Source organism: Caballeronia sp. TF1N1, assembly GCF_022878925.1.
Taxonomy (GTDB): Bacteria; Pseudomonadota; Gammaproteobacteria; order Burkholderiales; family Burkholderiaceae; genus Caballeronia.
The window spans coordinates 20,670-35,756 of sequence record NZ_CP084630.1; the positions used below are offsets into that span (position 1 = coordinate 20,670).

17 protein-coding genes are annotated in these 15,087 nt (G+C 56.9%); 2 read left to right on the top strand and 15 right to left on the bottom strand.

Annotation, left to right across the window (positions count from 1 at the left end):
• The first annotated feature begins 19 nt into the window (after positions 1 to 19).
• The gene (locus LDZ28_RS30265) at positions 20 to 1,441 is read left to right on the top strand and encodes a M81 family metallopeptidase (protein WP_244832051.1); all 1,422 of its coding nucleotides are present in this window, start codon (positions 20 to 22) and stop codon (positions 1,439 to 1,441) included.
• A 163-nt stretch (positions 1,442 to 1,604) separates the two neighbouring features.
• Here the strand turns inward: LDZ28_RS30265 and LDZ28_RS30270 are convergent, their stop codons facing one another.
• From LDZ28_RS30270 to LDZ28_RS30335, 15 genes are all read right to left on the bottom strand, one after another.
• Positions 1,605 to 2,711, bottom strand: coding sequence for an IS5 family transposase (locus tag LDZ28_RS30270; protein WP_244829659.1), 1,107 nt, complete (start codon positions 2,709 to 2,711; stop codon positions 1,605 to 1,607).
• A 462-nt stretch (positions 2,712 to 3,173) separates the two neighbouring features.
• The gene (locus LDZ28_RS30275) at positions 3,174 to 4,163 is read right to left on the bottom strand and encodes a hypothetical protein (RefSeq protein ID WP_244832052.1); all 990 of its coding nucleotides are present in this window, start codon (positions 4,161 to 4,163) and stop codon (positions 3,174 to 3,176) included.
• 145 nt (positions 4,164 to 4,308) lie between these two features.
• Entirely contained in the window at positions 4,309 to 5,328 is a 1,020-nt protein-coding gene (locus LDZ28_RS30280; protein WP_244832053.1) for an ATPase, T2SS/T4P/T4SS family, read from the bottom strand.
• Positions 5,315 to 6,475, bottom strand: a complete 1,161-nt coding sequence (gene virB10 / locus LDZ28_RS30285) for a type IV secretion system protein VirB10 (protein WP_244832054.1) — start codon at positions 6,473 to 6,475, stop codon at positions 5,315 to 5,317. Before virB10 ends, LDZ28_RS30280 begins: the two co-directional genes overlap by 14 nt.
• Positions 6,472 to 7,359, bottom strand: coding sequence for a TrbG/VirB9 family P-type conjugative transfer protein (locus LDZ28_RS30290; protein ID WP_244832055.1), 888 nt, complete (start codon positions 7,357 to 7,359; stop codon positions 6,472 to 6,474). The genes virB10 and LDZ28_RS30290 overlap by 4 nt, the downstream gene beginning before the upstream one ends.
• On the bottom strand, positions 7,359 to 8,102 hold the full coding sequence (locus LDZ28_RS30295; RefSeq protein ID WP_244832056.1) for a virB8 family protein: 744 nt from the start codon (positions 8,100 to 8,102) through the stop codon (positions 7,359 to 7,361). The genes LDZ28_RS30290 and LDZ28_RS30295 overlap by 1 nt, the downstream gene beginning before the upstream one ends.
• Entirely contained in the window at positions 8,102 to 8,299 is a 198-nt protein-coding gene (locus LDZ28_RS32930; protein ID WP_370652300.1) for a hypothetical protein, read from the bottom strand. The genes LDZ28_RS30295 and LDZ28_RS32930 overlap by 1 nt, the downstream gene beginning before the upstream one ends.
• Positions 8,300 to 8,387: 88 nt before the next feature.
• Positions 8,388 to 9,428, bottom strand: a complete 1,041-nt coding sequence (locus tag LDZ28_RS30300) for a type IV secretion system protein (protein WP_244832057.1) — start codon at positions 9,426 to 9,428, stop codon at positions 8,388 to 8,390.
• 10 nt (positions 9,429 to 9,438) lie between these two features.
• Positions 9,439 to 9,657, bottom strand: coding sequence for an EexN family lipoprotein (locus tag LDZ28_RS30305; RefSeq protein ID WP_244832058.1), 219 nt, complete (start codon positions 9,655 to 9,657; stop codon positions 9,439 to 9,441).
• 22 nt (positions 9,658 to 9,679) lie between these two features.
• Complete coding sequence (locus LDZ28_RS30310) at positions 9,680 to 10,375, bottom strand: type IV secretion system protein (RefSeq protein WP_244832059.1); 696 nt, start codon at positions 10,373 to 10,375, stop codon at positions 9,680 to 9,682.
• A 12-nt stretch (positions 10,376 to 10,387) separates the two neighbouring features.
• Positions 10,388 to 12,994, bottom strand: a complete 2,607-nt coding sequence (locus tag LDZ28_RS30315) for a conjugal transfer protein TraB (RefSeq protein WP_244832060.1) — start codon at positions 12,992 to 12,994, stop codon at positions 10,388 to 10,390.
• Positions 12,994 to 13,305, bottom strand: coding sequence for a type IV secretion system protein VirB3 (locus tag LDZ28_RS30320; protein ID WP_244832061.1), 312 nt, complete (start codon positions 13,303 to 13,305; stop codon positions 12,994 to 12,996). Before LDZ28_RS30320 ends, LDZ28_RS30315 begins: the two co-directional genes overlap by 1 nt.
• Positions 13,306 to 13,393: 88 nt before the next feature.
• Positions 13,394 to 13,747 carry a TrbC/VirB2 family protein gene (locus LDZ28_RS30325; protein ID WP_244832062.1) on the bottom strand — a complete coding sequence of 118 codons (354 nt, stop codon included), beginning with the start codon at positions 13,745 to 13,747 and terminating at the stop codon, positions 13,394 to 13,396.
• Positions 13,747 to 14,034: a KorA family transcriptional regulator gene (korA, locus tag LDZ28_RS30330; RefSeq protein ID WP_244832063.1), complete on the bottom strand. Its 288-nt coding sequence runs from the start codon at positions 14,032 to 14,034 to the stop codon at positions 13,747 to 13,749. The genes LDZ28_RS30325 and korA overlap by 1 nt, the downstream gene beginning before the upstream one ends.
• A gap of 3 nt (positions 14,035 to 14,037) precedes the next feature.
• Entirely contained in the window at positions 14,038 to 14,784 is a 747-nt protein-coding gene (locus LDZ28_RS30335; RefSeq protein WP_244832064.1) for a lytic transglycosylase domain-containing protein, read from the bottom strand.
• A gap of 138 nt (positions 14,785 to 14,922) precedes the next feature.
• Here LDZ28_RS30335 and LDZ28_RS30340 point away from each other — a divergent pair, with 138 nt between their 5' ends.
• Positions 14,923 to 15,087 carry an H-NS family nucleoid-associated regulatory protein gene (locus LDZ28_RS30340; RefSeq protein ID WP_370652302.1) on the top strand — a complete coding sequence of 55 codons (165 nt, stop codon included), beginning with the start codon at positions 14,923 to 14,925 and terminating at the stop codon, positions 15,085 to 15,087.

A 15,087-nucleotide genomic window follows, 5' to 3' on the forward strand; every position in this document is an offset into this window, starting at 1 on the left:
TGCGGGTGAAGGTATCTTCATGAGAATCGCAGTGGGCGGCATTCAGCACGAGACCAACGTGTATGCGGCGACCACGCCGCTTGAGGCTTTTATCCTTGGCGGCGGCTGGCCGGGCTGGCAAAAAGGCGCGCAGATCGAGGCGACGCTCGGCGCGATGAACCTGCCCGTTGCCGGCGCGCTCGCCGCGCTCGCGTCCGACGCCCGTGTGGGCGCCGCCAACGTCGTGCCGCTGATGTGGGCGGCGGCGACGCCATCCGGCCGCGTCGAGGACGCCGCTTTCAATGCGCTCGCAGATGAAATGATCGAGCGTTTGCTCGATGCCGGACCGCTCGACGGCCTTTATCTCGACCTGCACGGCGCAATGTCGACCGTCTCGCACGACGACGCCGAGGGCGAGTTGCTCGCGCGCATCCGCGTCCGTATGAGTGAAGCGTTGCCCATCGTCGTGAGTCTCGATCTCCACGCCAATATCAGCCGCCGTTTGTTCGATCTGTGTGATGCGATCGTTGTGTACCGCAGCTATCCCCACGTCGATATGGACGAAAGCGGCGCGCGGGCGGCGCGCTTGCTGATGGCGCGCATCGAACGCGGACGTCCGTTGGCGAAGTCGATGGAACACATCGCGTTCGTCGCGCCGCTCACCGCGCAATGCACGCTCGCGGAACCGGCGCAATCGCTGATGGCGCTGCTCGAATGCACCGAGACGGAAAAAGGACTGGCGTCGATGTCTTGGGCGAGCGGCTTTCCGCTGGCCAGTGTCGCGGGCCGGCATCAGACCGTGCTCGCGTATGCGGACGACCCGATAAAAGCTGAGCGCGTAACGGCGCAATTCGCGGAAGCCATCGCAGCACAACGCGCGCGCTTCGCGGAAGCACCGCTTTCGCCCGATGCGGCGGTGGACGAAGCGCGTCGCCGCGTGGCCTTGCAACCGGGCCTGCCTATTGTTCTTTGCGATACCGATGACAATCCCGGCGCCGGTGCCGCATCCGACAACACCGCGATTCTCCGCGAATTGGTCGCACAAGACGCGTATCGCGCGGTGGTCGCCGTTATTTGCGACTCACACGCCGCACATGCCGCGCACGCCTCGGGCGTCGGTTCCCGGATCGCCCTCAAGTTGGGCGGTCGCGCAGCGACATCGAGCAATGCGCCTTACGAAGCGATGTTCATCGTGGAGCGCGTGACCGACGGCCGTTTCACCGGAACGGGGCCGATGTGGCGCAACAGTGCCATCGACCTCGGCCCGATGGCACTGTTGCGGGTCGAGCATACCGACGTGCGCGCGATCGTGTCCTCTCGAACCATGCAGGCCGCGGACCGGTCCATCTTCCGCCACGTCGGCATCGAACCAGAGACGATGCAGGTGCTCGCGCTGAAAAGTTCGGTGCATTTCAGGGCGGATTTCAACGCCATTACGTCGTCGGTGATTGTGGTGCGCTAACGCGGTAACGTCATTGCCTTCTAGCAGGCTGTTGAAATATGCCTCAATGAACGTGGGCTCGATTATTCGGAAGAGCTAGCGCGTTGGAATGTTCCAAATAAATTGACGCCGATTCTCCTTGATTCAGATGCCGCCGATGCCGCGTTCCTTCTCGCTTACTCTTTCAAGCTGCCTTAGCAGCAAGCGTTCGCATGCGAGTGAGGTTGTACGCCGCCTGAGTGAGCACGAAGAGCTGGTCGACTCGCTTCAGACCTCGATACATCGCCTGCCGAATTCTGCCAACGGTCTTTGCCCATCCGAACACCTGCTCGATGCGTTTGCGTTTGCACTGACTGATTGCATAGCCTGGCCATCGTGTGGTTCGAGCGTCAATCGCGGAACCGCCCGCGCGTGCATCGTTTTGCGCCACGTGCGGTGTCACGTTGTTCTCGCGACACGTCGCCACGAAGCCCGCCGTATCGTAGTTCTTGTCAGCACCGACCGTTATGGTCGTACCGGCAAATTGCGCAGCATCCGCAAGCATCTGCGCGGCCGCATCCCGTTCGGCCGTGCCATTGGCCTGCGTGACCTGTGCGTTGACCACGAGACCATGCCGATTATCGGTCAGCACGTGACCCATGTAACAAAGCACCGCGCCCGTGCCACGACTCTTGCGGAACAAGCGCGCCTGACTGTCCGTGCTGGATTCATGGGTGTCGTTGCTGCGTTTCTCGCCGCGCCAGTTCTCCTGCGAGCCGTCTCCGCCCTCAGGCGGCGAATCGTCATCCGACTTTGTCTTGGGCACGAAACTCTTGTGTCCCGCCCACGCCTGAATGAGCGTGCCGTCGACGCTGAAGTGCTCGCCCGACAGGTGACCTTGCACGCGCGCCGTCTCGACAGTCTCGTTGAACAAGCTGACCATGACATCGTGGACCATCAGCCGGTCGCGGTTCTTGCTGAAGGTAGAGTGGTCCCAGACCGCATCATCCATCGCCAGTCCGACGAACCATCGAAACAGCATGTTGTAGGAGATTTGCTCCATCAGCATGCGTTCGCTGCGAATCGAATACAACACCTGCAACAACAGCGCGCGTATCAGTTTCTCCGGCGCGATGCTCGGGCGACCGCCCTTGGCCTCGCTCTCGTACATGCGCGAAAACACCTCGTCCATGCGCCTGAGCGCCTCGTTCAGCCACAGGCGAATCGGTCGCAGCGGATGATTGGCCGGAACGAAATCGTCCAGTCTGGACATCGTGAACATCGATTCAGTGTAGCTGTCGGGGCCGCGCATCGCTTCTGTCTCTGTGTCGTCGAATTCTTTAAATCAACGTCTCTCCCTTACGCACGGATGACCGCGCAAAGGGTATTTCAACAGCCTGCTAGACATCATGTATGGACCTGCCGCACCTCAAGGTTACGCGGATTAAGCTTGAGGTGGGCTACACCGCGGCTCAGAGCCGCATTGAGGGGGCAGGTCATGAACAAGTTTAGCAAGTATGTGAGGCTGGACGTCCACTTTTAGCGGCGAGCTGGCTGAGGCCTTCGGGTCGTGATCACTTCCAGAGTGATGCACGCAGTAAAAGCTGGCATTTGGCGAACCGCCTTCGGTCTCGCTGCGGAGCCGATCCTGACTGAACCGAGCGCTACCCGTGCGACTCGCTCAACGACTTTACATAAGTAACATTAACGCTTTTTATTCGTAGTCCATATCGAAAGAAAAGTGTGTAGAATTTTTCCTTCATATCGACTCCAATCAAATCCGCACACCCTTTGGCCTCAACGGCGCATCTTCGGGCCCTCGCTCGTAGTCTGATACCCAAATCATTCGGCGTAGCGAATGGTCGGGGCCATATGCCTGCAACTTGAAGTGCCCCGCGACTTCCTGACGTTCAGACAACGACCAACTGCCATGAGCGCTGCTACTAGTTCGACCGACTTTTTCGGTCGGATGGAGCCTTGTCATTGCAAATAAACTTTGCCCACTTCTTGGCTTGCCCTTCTTTAGCCGTTTCGATGCAGTCACGGTGACGTCTTTACGAGTTTCGCGGGGCGCAAACAGGTAATAGCAAAGTACCATCCGTAAAAATGTTCCCGAAAAACACAAGACACCTTTTCGCATACTTGTATCGGAATCCGAAAACAATCCGGGCTCACACATCGGCTGTCCGTTGTCATAGCCCAAAAAGGATATTTTTCCCGTAGGGTGAAGAATCCCAATAAAACGGCCGCGGCCATTTTCGCTACCAACAGCCGTGACCTGCACAAAGAACTGTGTGTAGCCGGGGTGGTCAGTAGGTAAGAAAGGAGCCGCTAGAATCGCCCTTAGTTGAACACGTTCGCCTGCCTCGTTCCGAAAAATGAACGCACCGTGCGGGATATCGATATAAATAGCGCGTCGACTGCCAAGGCGCTCGCGCCACATTTCATCGCGGATCGCAGGGTTTTTCGTCGCAGTTAAGAGTTCAGCCGTTTTCCTAGTCAGAACGATTCCCAGTGGACGCTCGAACGGCGTGCCGTCTATAAACCTGAGTACAGCTCCGCTCCCAATATATGGCGCAGCGAAAGGCGCCAGCATCGACAGAAAGAGATTATCCATTTTGTCGTCGCATTCGCCGATACCATTGCCTTCGGCAAATGTCATAGCGATGGTATGGGCTAAAGCCTTACGTGGATCACCTTGGTGAAACGTTTCACCAGGAATTTCCATGAACCTTCGACTCAAATAGTCTAGCCATGTCAGCATCTACACACTCCTGCGCGTCGCGCGGACCACTGCGTTAATTATTCGAATCCCTTAGGGTTCGTTCATCCCAACTTGCGTTTAAAGGCGACAGCATCGCGTGATGCCAAGCACCAGAAGCTGCGCCTCTTCGCGACTGCTCTCTTCACTAACCTACCAATTGGCGCCTTCGATACAGCGGGTCATAGTAGATCTCTTTCACTTCCCGATCCGCCATGTAGATGACGATGTCGACTGTGGTGATCACGGTCTTAAGAATGACGTCGTAATCAACGGTCCGCCCGACGTCCGAAGCCTTTACCAATGTTGCGATTCGCGCAAATGTGGTCGCGGCGTTGTCAGCATGCGTCGAGAAAATGCCCCCCGGATGCCCGGTGTTCGCGCCCGTCAAGTAATCCCATGCCGCATCGTCACGCAACTCAGTCAAAAAAATGCGATCTGGCGAAAGTCTCATTGCGGCCGTGAGGCATTCTTTGGCGGACACCCTTCCCTCTTGTTTGCCATACATCATGTAACCGACCTCGTACTGGTTATCGGCCTCGACCTCGTGCACGTCTTCTAACAACAGCACGCGCTCGGTCGAAGCAACTTCGGCCAGCAGCGTCCGAGTGAGCGTCGATTTCCCGGATCCGGTCTTGCCTGAGACGCAGATGTTTTTCCGGTTTCGAACCGCCTCACGCATAAAGCCGACAACATCTCGACGATCAAGGAGCGCAAGCAGCTTTTCTTCAACGGCATCAAGCTTCAGCATGTCCTCGATGGTGCGTCGTCTTGCATTCGAAAAGCGACCTTCGTCTTGCAGCTCTTCAAGCCCCTTTCGAAGCTGAAGGTGCTTTCGGAAGCAAATCAGCACGGTACCCTCAAGCACAGCTGGCGGCCGCACGATCACGCCGCGGGTGCCGTTGGGCAACATCACGTCCATGATCGGTGAGGGACCCAAGCCGTTGTATGAAAGAAGCGTGTTCGTCAGATTGTTGACGTACGCAGGGGTGATTGCCGGCTCCTGGAGGATTTCACGGCCGTCCGTCCGAGCAGCGACGACCTGCCCGAATCTGTTGATCCGAACTTCGAAAACCGCTGGGTCCTCAAGATAAGCGAGCAGCGGGGCCAACGTCATGTTTACCGCATGGTCCGAGGCAATAAAGGACTGTGCTTTATGGAGTGGCATCACTGTTCAACTCGTACACGTTGCTGAAATCGAGGTCTTGACGCACGAAGATGGCAACGTGATCGCCCTGCTGGTCGTACAGCGTTGGCGGGATGTTGATCGTCGCGGCAAGCGCTTCTCGCGCGAGAGAGTCTGATGTCTGCGAGGTGTTGTCGAAGTTGAGGTTCGTGCCGCCGTTGCTGGCTTTGTTCGCTGCGTACTGAACGCCTGCGTTGCCAAAATCCGAGATCACCGATATCAGAATTGCTGGACCGAATCGCTCCCAAAAATGCGAGTCGACCTGCCCAGGAATGCCAGCGCTACCGAGGGCGTTGGTGCCGGGACTATTCAGATTGATCACTGCTCCGTCTGGATTCACAAGGCGGGTCCACAATGCGAACACACGCGCTTGCCCGCTCTTGATCCCGCCGCTCGCCTCCCCAACGACGGTCGCACCTTTGTCGATCAAACGCACTTTGTGGTTGAAGGAATACACATCCTGACTGACATGGCACTTGATCTGTCCGGGAACGGTTGTATCCAGTTCGGTCGCAGTCCCGCACTGGATCATCGTGCCTGCCGGCACGGTCATGCTCGGGTGCTCGAAGGTGCTCGCCATGACTCGTCCAATGGTGACCCCGTTCATTTTTGATGCGAGGGCTGAGCTGTCGGCGCTTACAGGAGTGGAGCCCGTTCCCGCCGACGTCTTTTGCAGTGGGCTTCCTGTGCTTTGTGGAGCGTCCTGAACTCCGGCAGCGTTCGCATCAAGACGACGCTGATACGCCTTTTCTTCTGGCGTCAACTCGCGCTTGGCACCTGTCTGACGCGCCGGTAGTGAATGCTGCGGCAGTGGGTCGGATGCGGCGGCTGGACTCGCGGCTACGGGCGCCGTGGCAGCACCGCTCGGATCGGTCGAGAAGCTGTACTGCGGCAGCATGCCGGAATTCTGCTGCTTCCCCTGAGCATCCGGTGTTGGAGAAGGATGCAGTTTTCGGAAAATGATCCAGCCGACAAGGACGATCCCGATGATGACCATCAGCGCAACGAACGCACGCATGCCCTGTACGCGATTCCGCGGCGATACAGCCCGGCTGAAGGACTCCCGACCGCCATCAATCTGTTCGCTCGGATCGACGAGCTCGTCAATGTTTTGCTCTCGCCGGCTCATTCGCTCTCCCCTTTCATGGTCCGCGTGTAGCCCGGCACGGTCGTCCCGCTGGGGGCAGCTCCGCGCGCCGGATTAAATCCGCCGTTGACGACGCCAACTACCTTCTGCTGCCCGTAGCGCACGCGCCATTGCTTGGCGGTGGTCTCAGCGACAATGATGTTGTGGTCGACACCTTCAACGTGCGTGTTGACGGTGCTTTCTTTGCCATCCGAACTCATGACGAAGATCTCGGGAAGCTCAGCGTTAGCAGGAAATTTGAAGTAGGTGAACCGAAAGTTGTCCCATGTGTTCACTGGCGCGATCGACGACGACGCAGGATCGGCAGACATCTGATAGTCGACGTTGTAGGTTGCATTCGGGTCATCCCGGTTCATAGCCTTTGATCGTTCGGCCCGTGCGACTGCTGCTTTCGCTTTCGCAAGCTCCTGATCGGGATACAGGTAATTCAATTCGATGGTCGCCTGCTTCATGGACCACGGGTTGTTGATGAACGCCTGAACGGGTTGCCCGTCTGCGCCCTTCCTCGACGCATGGCCGATGAAATGGAGCAGGATGTTGTAAGTGCGCTTGTCGGTGATGATGGTCAGATTGGTATCGCTGAGATCCGCCGTGGGGCGCACAAAGAAGTTATTGCCGCTGTGAGTGAACTGCCATGCCTTCGTGTCGCCAAATGCATGCGTCACGTACGTCTCATCGCGCCCGACCGTGATATGAATTTGCAGGCCAAGCACGGCATTTAATTGAACCGTATCCTGAGCGTTGTAGACCACGGACTTGATGCGATAGTCGTCGGGTGAGTTTTTCTTCGGTGCGACTGCAAAGGTCGACGAAGATGCGAGCACAGCAGCAGACGTAAGGGCAGTCAACGCGTATCGAAACATCATCAGCCCCCTACTCTTCCTACGTTGGCGGGATTCTCCAGATTCGGTCTGAAACTGGTGACCTGAAAACCGGCCGGGTTGATAAATCGTTCTGCAGCGGTCATCGGACGATGCACGTAGTCATAGGCCAGCGTCGCGATCCAATATTGCGGCGGCTCAGCGAGTGGCCGATCGCGTACACGCTTCGTCGTCGTGTACCGAACCGTAGCGACACGATGTTTAGTGTCGACGATCACGGAGTTGATATGCACCGACGTGCTCTCTGAGTCGCCGAGCACCTTGTCCTTAGGTTTGGAACCGCGATATTGCTGCATATAGTCGTCGGCAACCTGACCCGCGGCTGTGAGTCGCATGAAGTCGAAATCGGTTTGCCCCGCATAGAAGTCGTAGGCTTCGCGATGAATCACAAACTGCGATACCCAATATTGATCTGTTGCTTCATCGATTCCCATGTTCTGCGTGACGATCGACACCTGCGACAGCTCACCGGTCGATTTGTTCAGCGTCAGCAGGTATTGCGGCAACGGTTGCGCGTAGCGAAGCATGGTCCCGCCGGCCACAATCCACGCCATCAGCGCAAATGCCGCGAAGCCGGACGCGACTTGCCAGGCACGCTTACGCGACATCAAAACTTCGTCGAGCAGATCGATCTCTACACTTCCGCGCTCGTTTCGATAAATGTCCATGTCAGCGCGGGTGATCGCCTTACGTTCGGCACGCGTAATTTTTTGATCTGCGGCTTTCATCAGTTCGAGTCCCCGGCCTTCCATTGCTGAACCGCCGTTTTAGGCGGAAGAATTACCTTGCCTTCGAGTTCAGTAGGCGTCGCCTTATTGACCGGAACAAGATGGGTCATATCGGGCTCGGGCGGCGGCTTCGGCTTACTCGCGCAACCGCATAGCGTTAGGAGTACAAAAAATAGAGAATATGCGAGTGGCTTCATAGTCGCGCTCTTGGTGGTTATCTTGCAAAACCATAGTAAATCATTGAAATTACAATTTCAATGATTTACTGGATAAGAACGTAGTCGGCTAGGCGGATCGCCGAGAACCGTGGGCTAGACCGTTAGTAGCAGATTGGGTTGCTGAGGATGCTGTCGACGGAGTTGCGGCCGAGTTAGAGGAGCCAGCGCCGCCGTTGCCGGATTGACCTGACGCAACGGCACTGCCTCCGCGACTAGCGCCTCTGCCGGCGCCAAGTCCATCTTTACTTTGGCGTGTATGCCGAAAGATGTCTGCCGATACACCCTGCCCCCAAGACGAAGCCATATGCGGGATCTCTTTCAGCACAAACCACGTAATGACCAACAGAAGGACGCATGTGACGATGGAAACCATGATAGGTGCATCGGGGTTATCTGCAGACGCAGCACTTATTGCGGCTTTGAAGAAGTAAAGCAACAATCCGAATACTGCGGAGAAAAGCACGGTTACCAAACCATAGTTGACGACTGATCCCATCCATCGCGTGAACAGCGATTTAGTGCTTTCGAAGAGAAGCAAAAAGATAAAGATCGGCCCGAAGCAAATCGTAATACCAAGCATCACTTTGGACATCAGGATAAGGCCGGCTCCAATCCCACACATGATCGCGGTGACAAATAGGACCGTCACACCGAGTATCAAGTTGGCGAGGCTGGGACCGCTCATAACCCCTGCTCCCTCGAACGCCTTCCGGGCCACATTCAATCCGTTGTCCATCGCTTGATCGATCGAGCTGGAGATCGTAGTTTGCGCATGAGCGCCGGATTGACCGTCCAAGACAAACACTGAGGCTAACTCATCAGGAATATGCATCGCCACGTTTGCGAGCTTGGTCTGATACCACCCGCCGGCGCTTGCTATCCCGATGACGATCGCATATCTGACGAACCTATTGACGAGCGAACTTAAAGGCTCACCGTTCGGCCGTCCGATGAGAAACAATCCTTCGATCATCAAAGCCATCGTTAGGCCCAGCGCTACGATCGGAGCCGCAAAGCTGATCACATTAGAGAGATTCGTTGCCACGAACTGGGATACCACTGTATCCATGTAAGTGAAGATTTGCGACGTTGCATTGTAGGCGGCCATCCGACTTCTCCTATTTTCCAAATGCGGTGATCTGAGCCTGCGCGTCAAGAGCATTCTGACAATCGGGCATTACTTTCTGTGCTGCGTCGTTCTTGCATGCAGCCACTCTTGCATGACGCTCGGCGTCGTGTTGCATGTACCAATCTTTTGTCTGCGATGGATGATCGGCGTCCTTGCCGCAGGCCGAAAGAATCAAAAGCGAGGCAAGTACAACGACTGCATTGTTCATGGAAGTCAGGTCCGGTTGTCGATCAAGGTGTGAGGTTCGGCGTGGTGTTTCCATCCGAGGCGGTCCCAATCCCGTACCGTCGGGCCGCCTGGATTTGTTGCTGCTGCAGAATCTTGTCCTGCGATCTTTGCAACGACGACATGAGGTTCAGCTTGGTCTGCTCGGCTTCGATCGCGCCCCGTGCCGTCGAAATGCGCGCCTGGAGATCTGCGATCTGCTTCGGCGTGCTGGTCGCGTCGATCTGATTCGTCATCGATTGGATATTGCTGAGCTCAGCCATCTCATTGTTGTAGGCCTGTTCTCCCATTGCTCTATCGGTTGCACCTTTTGATTCGACTTGGCTGTTCGCATAGTCAAGCGCGTCACCGCGCCCCATACCATCTATCTTGGATCTAGCGGCGTTCAGAATCTGTGTTGTGCGAGTGTTGTAGCCCGAGCTACCTCCACTAAGCGCATCGCCATAAACCTGAGACCAGTTCGAGGGAAGGTTCGTGCGCAAAAGCGAAGCATCGCCCGGCACAAGATTCCCTAGACCGGTACTACCGGTAAGCGCCCGATATTGGGCGACCTGTTGGTCGAGCTGGCTTTTCAGTGTTGTCACTTGATTGACGAGCTGCACGATGGCCATTGGATCTTCTACGATGACCTGGGCTTGCGCTGTCATCGGCACGAAGATCGCCGTCAAGGCGAACGCGATATTAGATAGAGAGCGATTCATCAACCATCTCCTTTACGCCTTACGGCGAACCGCGTCGAAATACGCCGGCAACCACGCATCGGGATCGTGCGAACCGAGTCGATCGATCACTTGATCGAGTCGCTCAGCGTTGTCCGGTGTCCCAGAAAGAACCGCAATTTCGTCGTCCATGCCAGCGAGATCCATGACAGCGACTGCCGACTGGTTGCCTTGCTTGACGAGAAATTGCCGACTGTCCTCGGGGATCGACAGCATCGCGTCCAGTTCTGCGGGCGTGAGCTTGAGATACTCAAGGTAGTCCGAGGGAGTCGCCTCGGGGTTGTAAAGCATCACTTTGGTCACGCACGCCTGAGTGATCGTCTTGCCGATTGCGCTGTCGAGCGCATCGTTCGCCTCTTGGGTGGCGAATACGTAAATGCAGTCCTTTTTTCGATCAGTCTTGAGTCCACGCTTCACTTCGAGCGTGATGGTCGGATCGTCGAGATACTGCGCGAACTCGTCAAACGTTTGCATGACGCGGCGCGTTCCGTCGATCGAAGAGCGCACCCGATACAGCAGGTACACCAACAGTGGCGTGCGAGCGACGGGCGCCTTTTGCCCTGGTCCGACGATGAAATCAGTGAGGTCGAATCCGAACACGTCGCGCCGGCTCAAATCCAGCTCGTCAGCATCGTTATCAAACAGCCACCCGTGCTCTCCCCCACGGCACCACGGCTCGAGCAGCGACGCGAGGGACGGCCGCTCGCCTGCACCTATCTGATAGGGTCGCGGAAGATGTTGCACGATAGCAGTGAAGGTGCGAGTCTCCGGTGGCAGGAGAGAACTCGACCCCATGACCGCATCGACCGCCTCGTTGACTTGTTTCACCTCATCATGGGTAATTGGGCTTTCCAACGAGGTTTCGGCGCACAACCTGATAAGCCGCTTGACCAGTCTGATGTTTGCTTCGGTCGCTGCAAGCTGCGCCGGTTGCCATCCTGTGGGGTGACCGTCTCGCAGCACGGTGTACAGTCCGCCAAGGGCCGCAACCAAGGGATACATGCCTTGCCCCACGTCATAGACAAATTGGCGAGGCCGAAACTTCGTCGAGAAAGACAAGAGCGCGCTCAGCAAGGTAGTCTTTCCCGAGCCGGTCTTGCCCAGCATGATCGCGTGGCCGGGTGGACGTTTGCCGAGAGAGCTTTCGCTGAGTGGCGACGAGTGCCAATTGAAGAATAGTGGCGTGCCCGTGACGGTCTTGAACAATGCGGCGGCGGGACCCCACGGATTACCGTCTGGCTTTCCAACCATGAAATTGTGGAACGGCGAGAACGACAGGAAATTCATGCTGTTGATTGGCACGGGGCGCGGCGCCAGCGCGTGATTGGCCGGCAGCCGGGACCACCATGCTGCGTCCGAAGCGAGGCCAATTGATCCTGCGACGACCGAGCACGAGTTCAGCATCACTCGCGCGGAGCGCGCCCGCCGTTGCGCCTCCTTCGGCGTATCGGCAGTGACATGCAGACAACCGTAGTACCACCCCATTGTCACACGACGCGAGACAACATCGTCTGCGGCATCGGCCATCTGAGCGATTTGAGACCGGCTCTTGTCCTTCGTTTCGAGCATCGCCTTTTCTTGGTTCGACAGGAACACACTCGCCGCAATGCTCGACATGCAGCAATACTGCTGCGACAGCACGAACTCGAAGTCCGCCTCCATCAGAACGTTGAGCTGCCCCGGCTCGGTCGCCTCCGGAAAGTCCACGATCTCTACGCCCGCGACATATTTGTCGGAATCTATTCGGCGGCTTTGCATCACGTCACCGAACACCGAACTTACGATGCGGTTGTAGAGCATCGACTCTCGTGCTCGGTCCCGCGTGACCGGAACCGGTTGCCATTCGTCATTAGCCAAAAAGGAGAAAAACTCCAGCGCGCTCGAGAATGCGAACTGACGTTCTGCCGAAGCGACAAGTTGCAACGTGGAAGCGGGCGCGCTTGAAGGATCTATGCTGTAACTGAGAATGTCGTCCGGATCTGGCGCGTCCTCAGTCTCCGTCGCTTCTCGGTCCTCGATGCGATTCCCTCTGGCATCGCGATAGTAGATGCCGAGCGCTTCAATGCCGTAAGTGCGCATCGCTCCCGTAATCTGCGACGCTATGTCTTCGAGGCTTGCGATTGCCTCTGCCTGGATCTCCAGCAGGTCTTCGCGCGTCGGGCGTTCGAACCGAGCCAGAAACTTTTGTGTGAGATCTCCGACGGGGTTGTATACGACCGTTAGGTACCAATCGTTTGTCATCAACGGAACATCTTCAAAGCGTTGTCGATACTTGCGGTCAAGCTCGCGAGGGAATGTCGCATCGAAATCGGTCTCTGGATAGCGATCGGTCTGGTGATGATGCAAATGCGTCCAGAACCGGACGTGTTCATTGCCCACCGTCTTGAACAGCTGATTCAAGTCGCGACGCCAGTTAATGTGCTCCGCGTCGGACGCGCACTCGTGCGAGCGTCCCCGAATGCGGAACGTCATTAGGTATTCGTTCGAGACGGTGCTCAAGATCGAGTCGGTGACATGATAGGAGTACGGCAAGAATTTCACCGCCGACGGTTCCTTCCTGTACCCGGCATCGGCTTGCAATCGACGCATGAAGACGGCCATTACATCTTCTCCTTGTAGCTCACCGGGGCATAGCTCGATCCGCCCCATCGACTTGAAAACGGCGAGTCCACGAGATTCACGATCTTTGTTTTGAACGCCAGGCCGATCACGCGAAACATGCGGTCATCGTGCTTGGTGATGCAGAAGCAAACGAACCAGAGAAATGCGAAGAGGAGGAACGTCCAGAAGTGAATCACCATGAACAGCGCGCCGCACACCATGAAAACAAGCAGAAACGGTGTGCGCGGAATGCCCATATAGGTCGGTAGGCGCGTTGCGCCCTTGAATAGGGGGAATTCGCCTGTCTTCATTGGTGGCACCTCTCAGGTGGGAGATCCATGGCCGTGGCGTCGTCGACCCGGGTTCGAGAACTTTGCTCTCGGTCTCGACCGGCAAGCCTTAGCTGATTCCGAAAAGTGCGACCAGATAAGACGCAGAGCCCACGACAATCAGTCCGACCACGCAGCGCACGGCGAAGTCAGCTCGAACAAGATGCGCGATCCAGCCAAGCGCGCACGCGATGATCAGCAAAGCCGCGCCGATGGGAATCCAGGTCATCATCCACGCCTGCAACGAACTCATGGCGGATGATCCAGTGTCGGTGCCTGCAGCATAGGCACCTGACGAGAAGAAGGAAGTGATGGCAAGCGTCCATGCAAAAAGCAGGACGCGCCGGGAGCGATAAAGGTGGTCGGTGATAGAACGGAAGGTAGCGGCGGGACGACCGATTTTTCGGGAAGCGACGAGTGTCATCAAGGTTCTCCGGGTTTCGGGTTAAATTCGGACAGCAGCAACACACAACTCTCGACTCCGCATCGCTCGCGAAGCCATTCCACTAGCAATCTGAGGTCGGCCCAATAGCGCACCTCTTCTTTCGCTTGAACGCGAATCGAACAGACAACGACGTTCGCGGCGTCATCACCCACTTCAAACAGTGGAAACCACTGTTTGGTTGCCACTCTCTGAATCTTGACGGCCTGTAGTCGGCCGCGCCTGATTTCTTCCTCGATCTGCTTTTGCGGGATCAAGAACACTTGCATGAGTTAGGGCTCCGGCTTCACCGAGCCGAATGCACCGGGGTCGTCTCGCGAGAACGCGCCTTGGTTTTCCAGATCCTGGGGATCCCGCATCGCCGCCGCGGTGGCTTTCACGGGTAGCTTTTCGGCGGCTGCCTTGCCCTGCTGCGTGGAACTGGAAATGGATGGCGCTCCACGCGTCACACCGCCAGCGTCATCCGTCAGGGCAGGGATTTGTAGGGCTCGCACATGCGCAACCACCTTGGAGACGTATCCGTTGGCGATGCCGCGCGACTGCGAACCCGTGTTGTAGCAGGAAAGCGCGTGCAGCAGTGCCGTCTGGCCTTCGCCATATGTCTGCACCGCGCGTGAATAACACCCTGTCAAGACTGCCGCCGAAGCGCGTAAGTTGACGCATGGATCTAGCAAGTCGCTGCCGCTAACGCCGAGCTTCAAAAAATTCGCTGAATTGACCTGCCCGTATCCGACGTCGAAGTTCGCACCGTTTGCCTCCAACGTCGCGATTGTCTGAATCGCTTCCGCTTCCGAGCCGGGCTGCGAAGACAGGCGATAATTTCCGTTCACGTTGATCGCGATCGGATTGTTCCTCGATTCGTGGGCAACCAGGGAGCCCATAGTGATAGGACTGACATTGGGCGCGCACTGCTTCGCTATCTCCATCACGTCGGCCGACGTTCCGGCGTAGGCATTAGCCTGTCCTGCCACGGCAACCATGGCAGCAGACAACGCAGCGAGCAGAATGACGCGGCTCATTGTTAGTCCTTGAAATTGCATTTTCAATGATTAACGTCTATCTTAGTGAGTAACGAGGCTGTGTCAAGCGACAAGAGCAAACCGAAAAAACGCACTGCAAACAATCCGACCGCACCGGCTGAACAGATTCAGTTCGTAATGGTCGGAGGAGAGAAAGCTCCAAAGGGGCCAGCGCGGTATCGCGACCCGGCCAACCCCTTCAACACGTGGAGTGGTCGCGGCAAGCGGCCGCATTGGTTGAGGGACTACCTGGATCAGGGACGTCTCTTGACCGACTTTGAGGTACGCGATCCGGAGGACTGA